This is a genomic window from Arthrobacter sp. 10T416, assembly GCF_056394165.1.
This window is the reverse complement of the sequence record NZ_JBFTHI010000018.1, coordinates 1-13,808: the sequence shown is the minus strand read 5'-3', so window position 1 is coordinate 13,808 and position 13,808 is coordinate 1. Positions and strand designations below refer to the sequence as shown.

The window sequence follows — 13,808 nt, the reverse complement described above, 5'->3', positions numbered from 1 at the left end:
AGGAATAAGCCTGATAACAGGCGGAAAATTCACGGCGGAGAAACCTGAAAAGAATTTTGGATTTTTCCTTACCTCAGCGTCAGGGATGGCGATAACTACTCCTGAAGGCCCACGGATGGGCCATCGCTTACAGTCCCACATCACGGAGGAAATACCATGGGCTTCGTTATCAACAACAACCTCGCGGCGAACAACTCGTACCGCAGCCTCAACAACACCCAGACCGATCTCTCCAAGTCCCTGGAGAAGCTGTCCACCGGTCTGCGCATCAACCGCGCCGGCGACGACGCAGCAGGCCTGTCCATCTCCGAGGGCCTGAAGGCACAGGTCTCCGGTTCAGCCCAGGCCGCCCGCAACGCCCAGGACGGCATCTCGGTCATCCAGACGACTGAAGGCGCCCTGACCGAGGTCCACTCCATCCTGCAGCGTATGCGTGACCTCGCTGTCCAGGGTGCGAACGACACGAACAACACCGATGCACGTAACGCAATCCAGAAGGAAGCTGACGGGCTTTCCAAGGAACTGTACCGAATCCGGGAATCGACCAACTTCAATGGGATCAATCTCCTCGACGGCTCAAAGCCTACGTTGGATATCCAGGTCGGAACCGGTGGAGACGCTGCTGCCACGGACCAGATCAATAAAATCAAGGTGTCGCTTGGTGACTTGAGCTCGTCGGCCACCGATGTCACGGCATTTGTTGCAACTGATGGCGACACGGCTGGTACTGGCTTTGACGTAACGGACTCGGGAACGGCCGCCACGACGATCTCCAACCTGGACAAGGCAATCACTGCAATTTCCGTGCAGCGCTCCGATCTGGGTGCTTCCCAGAACCGCCTCGAGCACACGATCAAATCCCTGAACGTTGCCGGTGAGAACCTGCAGGCCGCTCAGTCCCGCATCGCAGACGTCGACATGGCTCAGGAAATGGTCAAGTTCACCAAGGCCAACATCCTGTCCCAGGCCGGCACCGCAATGCTGGCCCAGGCTAACCAGTCCAGCCAGGGCGTTCTTTCGCTCCTGCGCTAGGCCTGACCCGGCAGTCAGGCAGTCCTGAGCGCCCGGCTGCCACCCTGATCGGACGAAGAGACACCCCCGATCACCACACTGCGGAAGGGCCGGACGATGGCAAAACCATCGTCCGGCCCTTACGTGCAACACCGATGCTGCGAAAACAGCAGCACCAACGAATGTTCTTGATAGCTAAGGAGAGGCAGCGATGGGAATCTCACTCGACGGACTGGCCAGCGGGCTCGACACCACCGCCCTTATCAGCTCCATCATGCAGTCCGAGGCGCTCCCGCAGACGCTGCTCAAGAACAAGTCCTACGACATCCAGTCCATGGTCTCCGCGCTCCAGGGGCTCAACGGCCAGGTCGCCACGCTGGCGACGCAGGCCGCAGCCGCGGCCAAACCCGGGGCCCTTGACCTGACCACCGCGGCCACGACCAGTGACAAGGTCACGGCCACCACCACCGCGGCCGCAACAGCCGGTTCCATCGACTTCCAGGTCACCAAGCTGGCGCAGACCCAGGTCACGGTGACGCCCAAGGTCAACGCCGTAACCGGCTGGCCCTACACCACCATGACGATTAACAGCGGCGGCAAGGATTACACGATCACCCCCGCGTCCAACAACCTCGACGACGTCGTGACCGCCGTCAACGCTGCCGGCGCCGGCGTGACGGCAACCAAAGTGGACGTGGGCGGCGGAGATTTCCGTCTCCAGTTCACCGCCACCAAATCCGGCAGCGCGGGTGCGTTCACCATCACCGACCCCGGCACCACGTTTACCGACGTCAAGGCTGCCCAGGACGCCGAGATCTCGCTGTGGCCCGGCACCACGGCCGCCCAGACGGTGACGTCGGCGACGAACACCTTCACCAAGCTCCTCCCCGGCGTCACCATCACCGCCAAGGATCTGACCCCCGCTCCCGTGACCCTCACCGTCTCCCGGGACGATGCCGGCATCACGAAGGTTGCCTCGGACCTGGTGGACGGCGTGAACGGGATCTTCGCGCTGGTGGCCAGCAAGAGCGCCGTCAGCACCACCACGAACACCAGTGGCACCACCACCTCCGCGGGGGTCTTCGCCGGGGACAGCACGGTGCGCTCGGTCAACCAGAACATCCTCTCCGCTGCGTCGCTGCCGGTCGGCACACCGCCCCGGTCGCCGTCGGAAGTCGGCATCAGCATCACCAAGACCGGCACCATGGAGTTCGACGCCACCAAGTTCGGCGCCGCCCTGGCCGCCGACCCGGCCGGTACCGCTGCCAAGGTGCAGGAACTCGCCGGCCGGATCAACGCCGCCGCCACCGCCGCGTCGGACAAGTACACCGGCACACTCACCACCCAGATCACCGGGCAGCAGTCCGAGGTCCGTGACCTGGCGGACCGGATCAGTGACTGGGATACCCGTCTGGCCTCCCGGCAGGCAACGTTGAAAAGCACGTACTCGGCCCTTGAGGTGGCGATGAGCAACATGAAAGCCCAGCAGACCTGGCTCACGTCCCAGCTGGCTGGCCTCTCCGGCGGGAGCGCCAAGTAATGACCAGTTCGCCCTTCAACTCCGGTGGCTACGGCGGCGCCGCCCAGCGCAACCAGTACCTTGCAGACTCGGTTCTCTCCGCGCCCCCGGCCCGCCTCCTGACCATGCTGTACGACCGGCTCCTGCTGGATCTCGGCCGCGCCGAAACGGCCCAGCAGGCCGCCAACTGGCCCGTCGCCTCGGAGAACCTCCTGCACGGCCAGGCCATCATCGCCGAACTGATTTCATCGCTCAAGACCGATGCCTGGGACGGTGCGGACGGGCTGCTGGGCCTCTACAACTACGCCTTCACGGCCCTCGTCAACGCCAATATCCAGCGGGACGCGGGGCTGACCCGGGAAGCGATCGACCTGCTCGAGCCGCTTCGGCAGGCGTGGCACGAGGCCGCGGCGGCGATCCCTGCCGCCCAGCCCCCCGCGGCGCCGGCACCGGCGTCGTCCGCCTTCGCCTCAGCCGGCGCGTGGGCGTCGGCTCCAGGCAACGCCAACGGGAGCCTCGGTTTTGGCTGAGTCGGTTCCCCTGGTAGACCACGCCGCGGAGGAACCGTCCTCGGGTGATTCCGCCCTCGCTGCGTGGTCCCTTGTACTGGACGTGCTGGAGATGGCCGTGAACGCCGCGGAGAAGACACTCAAGGACCCGCTGGGACCCCTGTCCGCTCCCGAACAGCCCGTGGCCGCGCTCCCGGTGGAACGCTGGTCCCCGCCGTCACACCTCCGTCCCCTGCCGCCGGCGGCGCGGCGCCGGGCGATGGCCCTCTCAGCAGCCCAGGAGCGGGTGGCGCGGCGCCTGGAAATGGCAAAACAGGACGTAGCCCGGCAACTGCACGCCGTGAGTTCGGTTCCCGGCGTCGGCACGCCCTCGGGCGCCATCTACCTCGACGTCAACGGCTGAATCCGCCCGGATTTCCGCCGTCGTACGGCACTTTTGCAGCCGCTGCCACGGCCCGCTAAAAAACGCCAACAAACGTTTCACAATTTCTCCTAACGCGGCGCTGAACAGTGCCGATAACCACAGTAAGAGCACGGATCGCTCATTTATCGGCCACGGATCGGCCACCCCACAAATCCCCAGGCAGGACTCTGTGCTCGAATCCGTGACTTCCGCAGCCCTGGCCAGCGCCATGGACGGGCTGGCGCTGCGCCAACGCACCATCGCGAACAACATCGCGAACGTCAACACGCCGAACTACCATGCGCAGCGTGTCAGCTTCGAAGATGCCCTGGCGGCGTCCGTGCAGTCCGGTGACGGTCACGTTGAGGCCACGACGGCGGCATCGCTGGAGCCCACCCAGCTCAACGGCAACAACGTCAACCTGGACACGGAAACCCTTTCGAACATTGACACCGTGCTGCGCTTCCAGTTCGCTGCACGGGCCATCGGCGGGGAATTCAGCGCCGTCCGCGCGGCAATGAGGACCAGCTAATGACCTTCGACGCAATCGGTATCGCCGGCTCGGCCCTGACCGTGCACCGCAAGTGGCTTGACGCCGTCTCGGACAACCTCGCCAACATGAACAACGCCTCCCGCACCAGCGGTCCCGCGTTCCGCGCCAAGTACGTGGAGGCGACCGAGGGTGCGAACGGGACCGGCGTGTACGTCAAAAGCACCCCGCTCGGCAGCGGCGCCGGCCGGATCGTCTACCAGCCGGACCACCCCCTGGCCGACGCCAACGGCAACGTGAAATACCCGGACATCGACATGGCCGAGCAGATGGGCGCCCTGATCATCGCCCAGCGTGGTTACCAGGCCAACGCCCAAGTTGTGGACCGAGCCCGCGAGACCTACCTCGCCGCCCTTGAGATTGGAAAATCCTGATGCCTGTATCCCCGATCGCACCGGTCCAGGGCGTCCTCCCCACCGACTACCTCTCCGGGGCCTCCTCCGTGGCCGCCACGGACGGCTCCGGCTTCGCCACGTCCCTCACGGGCGCCGTGGACAACCTCCAGCAGTTGCAGTCGACGTCGAAACAGCTCGCTGTCTCTGCCGTGACCGGCAACCTCGACGACATCCACAACGCCACCATCGCGGCGAGCCGGGCCCAGATCACCCTGGAGCTCGTCGCCACCGTCCGCAACAAGGGCGTTGACGCCTTCAACGAGATCATGAGGATGCAGGCCTGATGCCTCCGCAGATTACTGTCTTCTTCCAGCGCTTCGGCGCCGGCCTCAAAGGCTTCACCACCGGCCAGCGCACGCTGGCCGTTATTGGTGCCGCGCTGCTGGTGGTCGGAATCGTGGCGCTCTCCGCCTGGCTGACCCGGCCCGCCCTGACACCGTTGTTCTCCGGCCTCAAGAGCGCCGACGCGAGCGGAATCGTGGACCAGCTCAAAAAGGACAACGTCCCCTACGAGCTCAGCGACGGCGGGGCCACCATCCTCGTCCCGCAGGAAAAGGTCTACGACGAGCGGCTCAAGGCTGCGGCCGCGGGCCTGCCGACTGCCGCCGCCACGGGCTACTCGCTGCTGGACAAAATGGGCGTCACGTCCTCTGAATTCCAGCAGTCCGTCACCTACAAGCGTGCCCTCGAAGGCGAACTGGCCAGCACCATCTCCGCCATGGACGGCGTCAAGACCGCTGCGGTCCGGCTTGCCATCCCGGAAAAGACGGTCTTCGTCTCCAAGACCCCGGACACCACCGCGTCCGTTTTCATCGAGACGGCGCCCGGCGTCACCCTGACCGGTGACAAGGTGCAGGCCATCGTGCACCTGACGTCCGCGGCGATCGAGAACCTCAAGCCTGCCAACGTCTCCGTGGTGGACTCGCAGGGCAACGTCCTCTCCACCGTGGGCGGCGGCGCCGCCGGATCCTCGTCCAAGCAGGCCGCCGACTATCAGCAGCGCACCGGCGACGCCGTCCGCGCCGTCCTGGACCGCGTGGTGGGCCCGGGCAACTCCACCGTGGCCGTCGCCGCGGATGTCACCGGCGAATCCGCGCAGCAAAAGAGCGAAACCTTCTCCAACACCCCCGGCGCCCTGCCGCTAAGCGAATCGTCCAAGAGCGAAAAGTACAGCGGCGGTGCCGGTGGCGCCGCAGGCGTCCTCGGCCCGGACAACATCGCCGTCCCCGGCGGCACCAGCGGCAACGGCACCTTCGACTCCACCACGGCGACCAAGAACAACGCGGTCAACAAGGTCACCGAGGACCGGGTCATCCCGCCGGGCGCGATCAAGCGCCAGACCATCTCGGTGGCCGTCAGCCAGGCGGCTGCGGGCGGGCTGAACGTCGGCTCGCTCACGGCCCTGGTCACCTCCGCCGCCGGCGTGGACAAGGCCCGCGGCGACGTCGTCACGGTCGAAGTTATCCCGTTCAGCACCGCTGCGGCGGACCAGGCCAAGGCCTCGCTCGACGCGGCCAAGGCAGACCTTGACGCGCAGAAGCAGCAGGCGTTCTTCGCCACCCTGGTTACCGCCGGGAGTATCCTGCTGGGACTGCTGATCCTGGCGCTGGTCATCATCGTGATCCTGCGCCGCCGTCAGAAGCGCGAACCCGTCGACCTCGGCGAACGCCTGGACCTGCTCCCGCCGGTCCCCGCGGTCACGGCCTTCGACCACGCCCCTGCGACGTCCGCGATCCCGCTGGCAGCGCTCCCGCTGCAGCCGCTGCCCGCACCGCCCCTGGAGGTGCTCGAGGCCGAACGCCGGATGCAGGAGATCGACAACATGGTCGCCGCCAACCCGGAAAAAGCAGCGGACTACCTCCGCGGCCTCATGGATGACAGGCAGCCGGTATGAAACTTGCCGACGCGACCCTCACCGGAACCCAGCGCGCCGCCGTCGTCCTGATGCAGATGAGCCCGCCCAACGCGGCGCGGGTGATGGCACAGTTCACCGACGCCGAGGCGGAGGAAATCGCCGCCGAAATCGTCCGGCTCCGCAAGGTGGACCCCGAGGTCGCCGAACAGATCATGAAGGACTTCCACGAGGCCGCCCTGAGCAGCCCAAGGCAGGCCCGCGGCGGCCGGGAGCTCGCCGAAGGCCTGTTGGAGGCCTCCTTCGGATCGGAGAAGGCGGCCGGGCTGATCAACCGGCTGACCGTGAACATGGCGGGGAAGTCCTTTGAATTCCTCGAAGACATCGAACCGGTGCAGATCCTGGCGCTGATCGACGGCGAACTGCCGCAGACCATCGCCCTGGTCCTGGCCCACCTCAGCCCCCGCAAGGCCTCCGCCGTGATGTCCGGGCTCCCCGGCTCGCTCCGGGCCGACGTCGCGCTCAGCATCGCCACGATGGGTTCCGGCGCGCCCGAGGCGATCGGCATCGTCGCGGACACCCTGAAGCTCCGTGGCGGCGCCGCCGTCTCGCAGCAGGCCTCCAAGGTGGTGGGCGGCATCCAGCCGCTGCTGGAAATCATCAACCGCACCGACGCCGGGACCGAACGCTCGGTCCTGGACGGCCTAGACCTGCTCGATCCGGACCTTGCCGTGGAAATCCGCGCGCAGATGGTGACGTTTGACGACATCGTCAAGCTCGAACGCCGCGACGTGCAGCTGGTGCTCCGCGGCCTGGACGCGTCCGTGCTCGCCGTGGCCATGAAGGGTGCCTCCGAACCGGTGCTGGAAACCATCACCACCAACGTCTCCGGCCGCAACCTCGAGATCCTCGAATCCGAGATCGCGGCCCTGGGTCCGCTGCGCGCCTCCCAGATCGAGGAGGCGCGGGCCGCCGTCGTCCGTTCCATCCGCGAGCTCGAGGCCGAGGGCCAGATCACCATCCAGCGCGGGGACGAAGAAGACTATGTCTACTGACCCGACAGCCGTCGGGAGCCCGCCCGCGCGCATCATCTTCCCCTCGCTGCGCTCCAGCGGGCCGGCCAGCGAGCAGGCCGGCTACACCGAGGGCCATGCTGCCGGCTACGCCGCGGGTGTCCGGGCCGCCGCGAAGGAACAGCGGCGCTGGCGTGACCGGATGGCCGCCGAACAGGCTGCCTCACTGGCCGCCGGGCAGCAGGACCTGGACCGTGCGGTCCGTGCCCTGGCCGTGGCCCGGACCGACTTCGCGCACCGCAACGTCCAGGCCCTGCACGACGCCGAGGAAGTCCTCGCCCGCACGGCGCTGGAGCTCGCCGAGGCGATCCTGGGCTACGAACTGGCCGAGGGAACCCGGACCGCCCGTGCCGCCCTGGCCCGTGCCCTGTCGGGTAATGACGCCGCCGCGGTGCTGGCCATCCGGCTGCACCCCGCCGACATCGACGTGCTCACAAAGGAAGGCCAGGACACCCCGGCCGGCCTCCCGCTGCTCGCGGACCCGTCCCTGCAGCGCGGCGACGCCAAGGTCGAATACCAGCAGGGGTGGCTCGACGCCAGCCTCGGCACCGCCCTGGCCCGAGCGAAGGCTGCCCTGCTGGGGGACCAGCAGGGGTCCACGGACACCGACGGCGGCCGGCCATGATCGCGCAGTGGCGCCCGAAGCGCGACGACTTCGCCGCCGCCCTCGCCGCCGCGGCGCCACAGCGCGTCGGCACCGTCACCTCCGTGATGGGCCTGGGCCTGGAGGTGTCCGGCCTGGACTGCGCACTCGGAGACCTCGTCACCGTGGGTGAAAACCCCGGGCTCGACGCCGAGGTAGTGGCCGCCCTCGACGGCGCCGTGCGCTGCATGCCGCTGGGACGCCTCGCCGGCGTCGCCGCTGGCGACCCCGTCCGCGCCAAGGGCGGCACCGTCCTGGTGCCCACCGGCGCCGGGCTCTTCGGCCGCGTCATCGACGGCCTGGGCCGCCCGATCGACGGCAAGGGCCCGCTGGTCAGCGGCCCCCGCGTGCCGATCGACAATGAAGCCCCCAACGCCATGAAACGCGCCCGGATCGACACCCCGCTGCAGACCGGCGTCCGCGTGCTGGACACCATGACCACCCTGGGCAAGGGCCAGCGGATGGGGCTGTTCGCCGGCTCCGGTGTTGGAAAGTCCTCGCTGCTGTCCATGATCGCCCGCGGCACCGACGCCGAGGTCTCCGTGATCGCCCTGGTGGGGGAGCGCGGCCGCGAAGTCCGCGAATTCCTCGAGGACGACCTCGGACCGGTTGGACTGGCGCGCTCCGTGGTCGTCGTCGCCACCTCCGACGAGCCCGCCCTAATGCGTATGCGCGCCGCCTTCACCGCCACCCGCATCGCCGAATCGTTCCGCGACCAGGGCCAGGACGTCGTCCTGATGATGGACTCGCTGACCCGCGTGGCCATGGCCCAGCGCGAGATCGGCCTCTCCGCCGGCGAGCCGCCCGCCACCCGCGGCTACCCGCCGTCGACCTTCTCCATCCTCGCGCGGCTGCTGGAACGTGCAGGCACCGCCGAAACCGGTTCCGTGACCGGCATCTACACAGTGCTGGTGGATGGGGATGACCACAACGAACCCATTGCCGACGCCGCCCGGTCCATCCTGGACGGCCACGTGGTGCTGGACCGGAAACTCGCCGTCACCGGGCACTTCCCGTCGGTGGACGTCCTGGGCTCCGTCTCCCGCGTCGCCACGAAAGTCAACGCCCGGCAGCACCTCGACGCGGCGTCCACGCTGCGCAGGGTTCTCGCCGCCCGCAAGTCCGCCCAGGACCTGATCGACGTCGGCGCCTACCAGGCCGGGACCAACCCCCTGGTGGATGCTGCACTGGCCCACGAGGATTCCGTCAGCGGTTTCCTCCAGCAGCCGATGGACGAGTCCACCCCCCACCCCGAGTCCTGGCGCCAGCTGGACCACCTCGCTTCGATCTTGGGAGCCGCGGCATGAGCCGGCAATTTTCGCTCGCGGGGCTGCTGCGCCTCCGCCAGATCCAGCAGGACCAGGCCGCGTCCGGGCTCGCCCGTGCCCGGTCCCGGTCCAGCTCCGTCCGGGCCCGGGAAGCCTCCGCGCGCCGCCAGCTCTCCGCCGCCGACGATGACATTGTCAGCTCCGCGTCGCTGCGCGCCGTCGCCGCGTCCCGCTCCGCATCGCACAGCATGCTCGCGGACCTGCAGAACCTGGCCCGCGTCGCGGAGACGGACGAGGCCGCTGCCCGTGACGAATTCATCGCCGCGCGGACCCGGTCCGTGGGGCTTGAAAAGCTCCAGGCCCGGCACAACGCCGAGGTGAACACCGCCGAGCTGCGGGCAGAACAGTCCACGCTGGACGAAATCTCCTCGACGATCTGGCACCGGGATGAACAGCAGGTCCGCTCATGAGCATGACCGAAGCACTGGGCCGGATGCAGGGCATCCAGTCGATGATCGCTGAACTCACCCGTCCCGCGCAGGCCGAGAGCAGCGCCGCGGCGCTGAAGTCCGCGGCGACGGCGTCCCTCGCGACCGGGACAGGCACCGGCGACGCCGGTTCCTTCACCGACGCACTCACCGCCGCCCTCGGCGGCGGCACCGCGACCTCCGGAACTGACTCCTCAACGCTCGCCGGGGGCCTGGGACTGGGCGGCACCACCGGCCTTGACGCCTTGGCCGGCCTCGCCGCACCCGCTTCCCTTGCCACCACCGCGTCCGTTCCGGCGGGCACCGCGACCGGAACCGACGTGGTGGCCATGGCCAAGAAGTACATCGGCGTGCCGTACGTCTGGGGCGGGACCAACCCTGCCACCGGGATGGACTGCTCCGGCTTCACGCAGCGGGTCTTCAAGGACCTCGGCGTTGAACTGCCCCGCGTGGTCAGCGACCAAATGAAGCAGGGGACCCCGGTGGCGTCCCTCGCCGAGGCCAAACCCGGGGACCTGCTGGTGAGCTTCGGCGGGAACCACATCTCCATCTACCTCGGCAACGGCAAGGCCATCGACGCTCCCGTCCCCGGCAAGACCATCCAAATCCGGGACGCGTGGGAGCAGCAATCCAACCTCACGTCCATCCGGCGGATCGTCCCCGCGGGCGGTGCCTCGTGAAGGGCATGGCTGCGCTGGACGTAGCGTCCGCGCTCGCCGCTCAGCCCGCGCAGACCCGCGGTGCCCAGCAGGGGAGCCGTGCCCGGTCCGACGGGCCGGCTGCCGGCGCCGGGAGCTTCGGGTCCGTCCTTGGCGAGGCCGTGACCCAGGAGGCGGCGTCCCCGACGCCGTCGGGTTCGTCCGCGGCCAGGGCTGCCAAGCCTGCGTCCGACGGCAAGGGCTCCAAGGCCCCGGCGCACCCTGACGCGCCTACGGAGGACGCCCCGGTTGCCGCCGGCCCCGCGGCCGTGGGTTCCGCTTCCGCGGCTCCCGCCGCCGTTCCGGCCGTTGCCGGCGCCGCCGCGGCCCCTGCCGGCGATGCCGGGATCCTGGCAGCCTCCGCACAATTCGCCGCAGCCATCCAGACGCCCCCGGTGGCAGCGCAGGACACACCCGCGGCAGCCGGCTCCCAGGGCACGGTCCTGCAGGCCGGGAACCCCGCCACAATGGCTTCCGGCGTTTCCCTTGGGGCTGCCGCCCCGGCGTCGGCCGACCCCCGCCTCGTTGGTCAGCCCGCTGCCGTCGTATTCCCCGCGCCGGCTGCTACGGCGTCCGGCCCCGCGGTCACGGCAAGCCTTCCGACGGCGGCCGCGGCGCCTGTCCCGGCACCTGCTGAGGCGGCCGGGGCAGCCCAGCAGCCGGCTACCGGGCTCCCCAAGGCCGCTGCCCCGGCTGCGCAGCCGCAGGGCTCCGGCGCTCCGGACCTCCACCTTCCAGCTGCTGGCGGTGACACCGGCGTCGTTCCCGTTACTGCAGTTGCTGCCCCGGCTGTGGCCCCCGGCAATCCTGCCGCGGCCACGACGACGCCGGCCGCTACCGCCGTCGCGACCGGGGCGGCCAGCATTTCAGCCGCCACCCGGCCCGCCGGGCGGACTTCCGGCGCCACGACGGAAGGCCTCCAGGCTGCCCAGGCGGCGCCCGCCGTCGACGTTTCCGCAACAGCCGGTGCCGCAGCCGTGACCACGACGGCGGCTCCCTCCCCGGCCACCGGCCAGGCGGCACCTGCGGCCGCTCCCGCGCCGGTGCCGGCGCAGCAGCCGGCGCTCACCCCGCAGCTGGCCAAGCCGTTGTTCACGCTCGCCGGTGCACCGCACGGGCAGCACATCATGACCCTGAAAGTCAGCCCCGAGGACCTCGGACCGATGACCGTCCGGGCGCACATCGACGCTGCAGGGGTGCGGATCGAACTGTTCGCCCCGGGCGACGCCGGCCGCGAGGCGCTGCGGGGGATCCTTCCTGAACTGCGCAAGGAACTCGCAGGGTCCGGCTTCGGTGCCAGCCTCGACGTCTCGGACCACAGCGGCCCGCTGGGCCAGGGCAACGACGCCCGGCAGGACGCCCAGCAAGCAGCCGGCCGCGACGCCTCACAGAGCGGCGGCGCCGGCGGTGGCTCGGGAGGGCGGAAGGCCCCCGGCGAACCGCGCCCCGGACACCGCTGGGATGCCCTGGCCGATGCGTCGACGTTGCGTAACGCCACCATTCTGGCCGGCCCCCAAACCACCCTCGACATTCTCGTCTGACCGAAGGAATCCGACTCATGACAATCCAGCCCATCGTTCCCCAGCCGGTGACGGCCGCGGGCGCGACCCCGGCGGCCACCGCCGTCCGGGCACCCGTGCAGACCATGGACGCCAACGTCTTCATGACCCTCCTCGTGACCCAGCTGAAGAACCAGAACCCGAGCGCCCCCATGGACACGAACCAGATGATGGCCCAGACCATCCAGCTGTCCATGATGGAAAAAATGACCGAACTGACCACCAACAGCAAGGAGGGATTCTCCCTCCAGATGCGGTCGGCCGCGTCCCAGCTCATCGGCCACTCGGTCGATTACACCCTCGCCGACGGCACCACCGGCTCGGGCATCGCCAGCTCCGTGTCCTTTGCCGGCGCCGTACCGGCCGTCAAAATCGGCCAGCTTTCCGTTCCCCTCGACTCCATCACCGGCCTGACCGCGCCGGCCGCTCCCTGACCCGTTTCCTCCCGCAGAAAGGCAGTTCCCATGCTCCGCTCGCTGTACTCCGGAATCTCCGGCCTCCGTGCCCACCAGACCATGCTGGATGTCACCGGTAACAACATCGCCAACGTCAACACGGCCGGCTTCAAGGCCTCCTCCACCCAGTTCCAGGACACCCTGTCCCAGATGACCCAGGGGGCCTCCGCGCCGCAGGGCCAGACCGGCGGCAGCAACCCGGCGCAGATCGGCCTTGGCGTCCGCGTCGCCGGCGTCAGCACCAACTTCGCGCAGGGCTCGTCGCAGAGCACCGGCCGCGCTACGGACATGATGATCTCCGGTGACGGCTTCTTCGTCACCAGCAAGGGCGGCCAGCAGCTCTTCACCCGCGCGGGATCCATGACCTTCGACGCCAACAGCCAGCTGGTCAGCCCGGATGGCGGCATCCTGCAGGGCTGGACCGCTAACAACAGCGGCGTCGTCAACCAGGCCGGCGCCATCGGCAACATCACGCTGAACCCGAACACCATGATCGCGACCCCCACCACCACGGTGACGCTCGACGGGAACCTCCCCGCCGAGGCCGGGTCGGCGTCGTTCGACCGCGTTGTGAAGGTCTATGACAGCGTGGGTGCCCCCAGCAACCTCACCCTTACCTTCGTCCAGCAGCCCGGCGGCTGGGGTGTCTCCACCGACGGCGGCGCAACCATCGCCGACTCGATGAAGTTCACCAACGGCCAGCTGACGTCCCCGGGCAAGCTCAACGTTGCCGGCAAGACCCTCGACGTGAGCCAGGTGACCTCCTACGCCGGCATGAGCTCGCTGACCGTCAGCGGCCAGAACGGCACCCCGGCGGGCAAGCTGGAGTCCTTCACCCTCGGCAACGACGGGTCCCTCATCGGGTCCTTCAGCAACGGCACCAAGCAGGTCCTGGCCAAGATCGCCCTCGCCAAGTTCACCAACCCCGCAGGCCTCGAAAAGGCCGGCGGCTCCTCCTACGTCGCCACCGCCAACTCCGGCAACGTCCAGCTTGGCGCCGCGGGCGACCCCGGCATCGGCACCCTGGCCGGCGGCTCGCTGGAAATGTCCAACGTGGACCTTTCCCAGGAGTTCACCAACCTGATCGTCGCTCAGCGCGGCTTCCAGGCCAACGCCCGCATCATCACCACCTCCGACGAGGTCCTGCAGGAGCTGACCCAGCTCAAGCGCTAACTAAGCCGCGCCCCAACCCCGCCCCACCCCGGTTGCCCTATCACTTATGGCTGGCATGAGCCCGGCAAAGTCATAGGGTCGTTGCAACGCTCTGAAAGATGGAGCGTTTGATGGGCAACGTATTTTCCTTGGATTCCCGGACTGAGTTCTTTGATTTGGTGTGCGGCGGGATGTCGGTTCTGGCTGCTGCCCGGCGTGTCGGCGCGGCGCGT

At 68.6% G+C, this 13,808-nt stretch carries 16 protein-coding genes; all 16 read left to right on the top strand.

What is annotated here, in order from left to right:
• Positions 1-156 precede the first annotated feature (156 nt).
• Positions 157-1,032 (top strand): flagellin N-terminal helical domain-containing protein, encoded by an 876-nt coding sequence (locus tag AC1DBE_RS15450; RefSeq protein ID WP_476971079.1) that lies wholly within the window; start codon positions 157-159, stop codon positions 1,030-1,032.
• 190 nt (positions 1,033-1,222) lie between these two features.
• Complete coding sequence (gene fliD, locus AC1DBE_RS15445; RefSeq protein WP_476971078.1) at positions 1,223-2,551, top strand: flagellar filament capping protein FliD; 1,329 nt, start codon at positions 1,223-1,225, stop codon at positions 2,549-2,551.
• The gene (fliS, locus tag AC1DBE_RS15440; RefSeq protein ID WP_476879360.1) at positions 2,551-3,060 is read left to right on the top strand and encodes a flagellar export chaperone FliS; all 510 of its coding nucleotides are present in this window, start codon (positions 2,551-2,553) and stop codon (positions 3,058-3,060) included. The genes fliD and fliS overlap by 1 nt, the downstream gene beginning before the upstream one ends.
• Positions 3,053-3,442 (top strand): hypothetical protein, encoded by a 390-nt coding sequence (locus AC1DBE_RS15435; RefSeq protein ID WP_476879359.1) that lies wholly within the window; start codon positions 3,053-3,055, stop codon positions 3,440-3,442. Before fliS ends, AC1DBE_RS15435 begins: the two co-directional genes overlap by 8 nt.
• A 190-nt stretch (positions 3,443-3,632) precedes the next feature.
• Positions 3,633-3,974, top strand: a complete 342-nt coding sequence (gene flgB / locus AC1DBE_RS15430) for a flagellar basal body rod protein FlgB (RefSeq protein ID WP_476971077.1) — start codon at positions 3,633-3,635, stop codon at positions 3,972-3,974.
• Entirely contained in the window at positions 3,974-4,366 is a 393-nt protein-coding gene (locus AC1DBE_RS15425; RefSeq protein ID WP_476879357.1) for a flagellar basal body rod protein FlgC, read from the top strand. Before flgB ends, AC1DBE_RS15425 begins: the two co-directional genes overlap by 1 nt.
• Complete coding sequence (gene fliE / locus AC1DBE_RS15420) at positions 4,366-4,671, top strand: flagellar hook-basal body complex protein FliE (protein WP_476879356.1); 306 nt, start codon at positions 4,366-4,368, stop codon at positions 4,669-4,671. Before AC1DBE_RS15425 ends, fliE begins: the two co-directional genes overlap by 1 nt.
• Positions 4,671-6,281: a flagellar basal-body MS-ring/collar protein FliF gene (fliF, locus tag AC1DBE_RS15415; RefSeq protein WP_476971076.1), complete on the top strand. Its 1,611-nt coding sequence runs from the start codon at positions 4,671-4,673 to the stop codon at positions 6,279-6,281. Before fliE ends, fliF begins: the two co-directional genes overlap by 1 nt.
• Positions 6,278-7,294, top strand: coding sequence for a flagellar motor switch protein FliG (gene fliG, locus AC1DBE_RS15410; RefSeq protein WP_476971075.1), 1,017 nt, complete (start codon positions 6,278-6,280; stop codon positions 7,292-7,294). Before fliF ends, fliG begins: the two co-directional genes overlap by 4 nt.
• The gene (locus AC1DBE_RS15405) at positions 7,284-7,937 is read left to right on the top strand and encodes a FliH/SctL family protein (protein ID WP_476879353.1); all 654 of its coding nucleotides are present in this window, start codon (positions 7,284-7,286) and stop codon (positions 7,935-7,937) included. Before fliG ends, AC1DBE_RS15405 begins: the two co-directional genes overlap by 11 nt.
• Complete coding sequence (locus AC1DBE_RS15400) at positions 7,934-9,262, top strand: FliI/YscN family ATPase (protein WP_476971074.1); 1,329 nt, start codon at positions 7,934-7,936, stop codon at positions 9,260-9,262. Before AC1DBE_RS15405 ends, AC1DBE_RS15400 begins: the two co-directional genes overlap by 4 nt.
• Positions 9,259-9,693, top strand: a complete 435-nt coding sequence (locus AC1DBE_RS15395) for a flagellar FliJ family protein (protein WP_476879351.1) — start codon at positions 9,259-9,261, stop codon at positions 9,691-9,693. Before AC1DBE_RS15400 ends, AC1DBE_RS15395 begins: the two co-directional genes overlap by 4 nt.
• A complete protein-coding gene (locus tag AC1DBE_RS15390; RefSeq protein ID WP_476971073.1) occupies positions 9,690-10,391 on the top strand; it encodes a C40 family peptidase in 702 nt (233 codons plus the stop codon). The genes AC1DBE_RS15395 and AC1DBE_RS15390 overlap by 4 nt, the downstream gene beginning before the upstream one ends.
• Before the next feature lie 5 nt (positions 10,392-10,396).
• On the top strand, positions 10,397-11,950 hold the full coding sequence (locus tag AC1DBE_RS15385) for a flagellar hook-length control protein FliK (protein WP_476971072.1): 1,554 nt from the start codon (positions 10,397-10,399) through the stop codon (positions 11,948-11,950).
• A gap of 17 nt (positions 11,951-11,967) precedes the next feature.
• Positions 11,968-12,402, top strand: coding sequence for a flagellar hook assembly protein FlgD (locus AC1DBE_RS15380; protein WP_476880485.1), 435 nt, complete (start codon positions 11,968-11,970; stop codon positions 12,400-12,402).
• Positions 12,403-12,432: 30 nt separating this feature from the next.
• The gene (locus AC1DBE_RS15375; protein ID WP_476971071.1) at positions 12,433-13,596 is read left to right on the top strand and encodes a flagellar hook protein FlgE; all 1,164 of its coding nucleotides are present in this window, start codon (positions 12,433-12,435) and stop codon (positions 13,594-13,596) included.
• Positions 13,597-13,808 lie beyond the last annotated feature (212 nt).

Bases quoted from the DNA above. Each gene is read 5' to 3' on its own strand.
- AC1DBE_RS15395 (WP_476879351.1), top strand. From the start codon at position 9,259: ATGAGCCGGCAATTTTCGCTCGCGGGGCTGCTGCGCCTCCGCCAGATC.
- AC1DBE_RS15405 (WP_476879353.1), top strand. From the start codon at position 7,284: ATGTCTACTGACCCGACAGCCGTCGGGAGCCCGCCCGCGCGCATCATC.
- AC1DBE_RS15380 (WP_476880485.1), top strand. From the start codon at position 11,968: ATGACAATCCAGCCCATCGTTCCCCAGCCGGTGACGGCCGCGGGCGCG.
- AC1DBE_RS15390 (WP_476971073.1), top strand. From the start codon at position 9,690: ATGAGCATGACCGAAGCACTGGGCCGGATGCAGGGCATCCAGTCGATG.
- AC1DBE_RS15385 (WP_476971072.1), top strand. From the start codon at position 10,397: ATGGCTGCGCTGGACGTAGCGTCCGCGCTCGCCGCTCAGCCCGCGCAG.
- fliG (WP_476971075.1), top strand. From the start codon at position 6,278: ATGAAACTTGCCGACGCGACCCTCACCGGAACCCAGCGCGCCGCCGTC.
- AC1DBE_RS15400 (WP_476971074.1), top strand. From the start codon at position 7,934: ATGATCGCGCAGTGGCGCCCGAAGCGCGACGACTTCGCCGCCGCCCTC.
- fliD (WP_476971078.1), top strand. From the start codon at position 1,223: ATGGGAATCTCACTCGACGGACTGGCCAGCGGGCTCGACACCACCGCC.
- AC1DBE_RS15425 (WP_476879357.1), top strand. From the start codon at position 3,974: ATGACCTTCGACGCAATCGGTATCGCCGGCTCGGCCCTGACCGTGCAC.
- fliE (WP_476879356.1), top strand. From the start codon at position 4,366: ATGCCTGTATCCCCGATCGCACCGGTCCAGGGCGTCCTCCCCACCGAC.
- AC1DBE_RS15450 (WP_476971079.1), top strand. From the start codon at position 157: ATGGGCTTCGTTATCAACAACAACCTCGCGGCGAACAACTCGTACCGC.
- fliF (WP_476971076.1), top strand. From the start codon at position 4,671: ATGCCTCCGCAGATTACTGTCTTCTTCCAGCGCTTCGGCGCCGGCCTC.
- AC1DBE_RS15375 (WP_476971071.1), top strand. From the start codon at position 12,433: ATGCTCCGCTCGCTGTACTCCGGAATCTCCGGCCTCCGTGCCCACCAG.
- fliS (WP_476879360.1), top strand. From the start codon at position 2,551: ATGACCAGTTCGCCCTTCAACTCCGGTGGCTACGGCGGCGCCGCCCAG.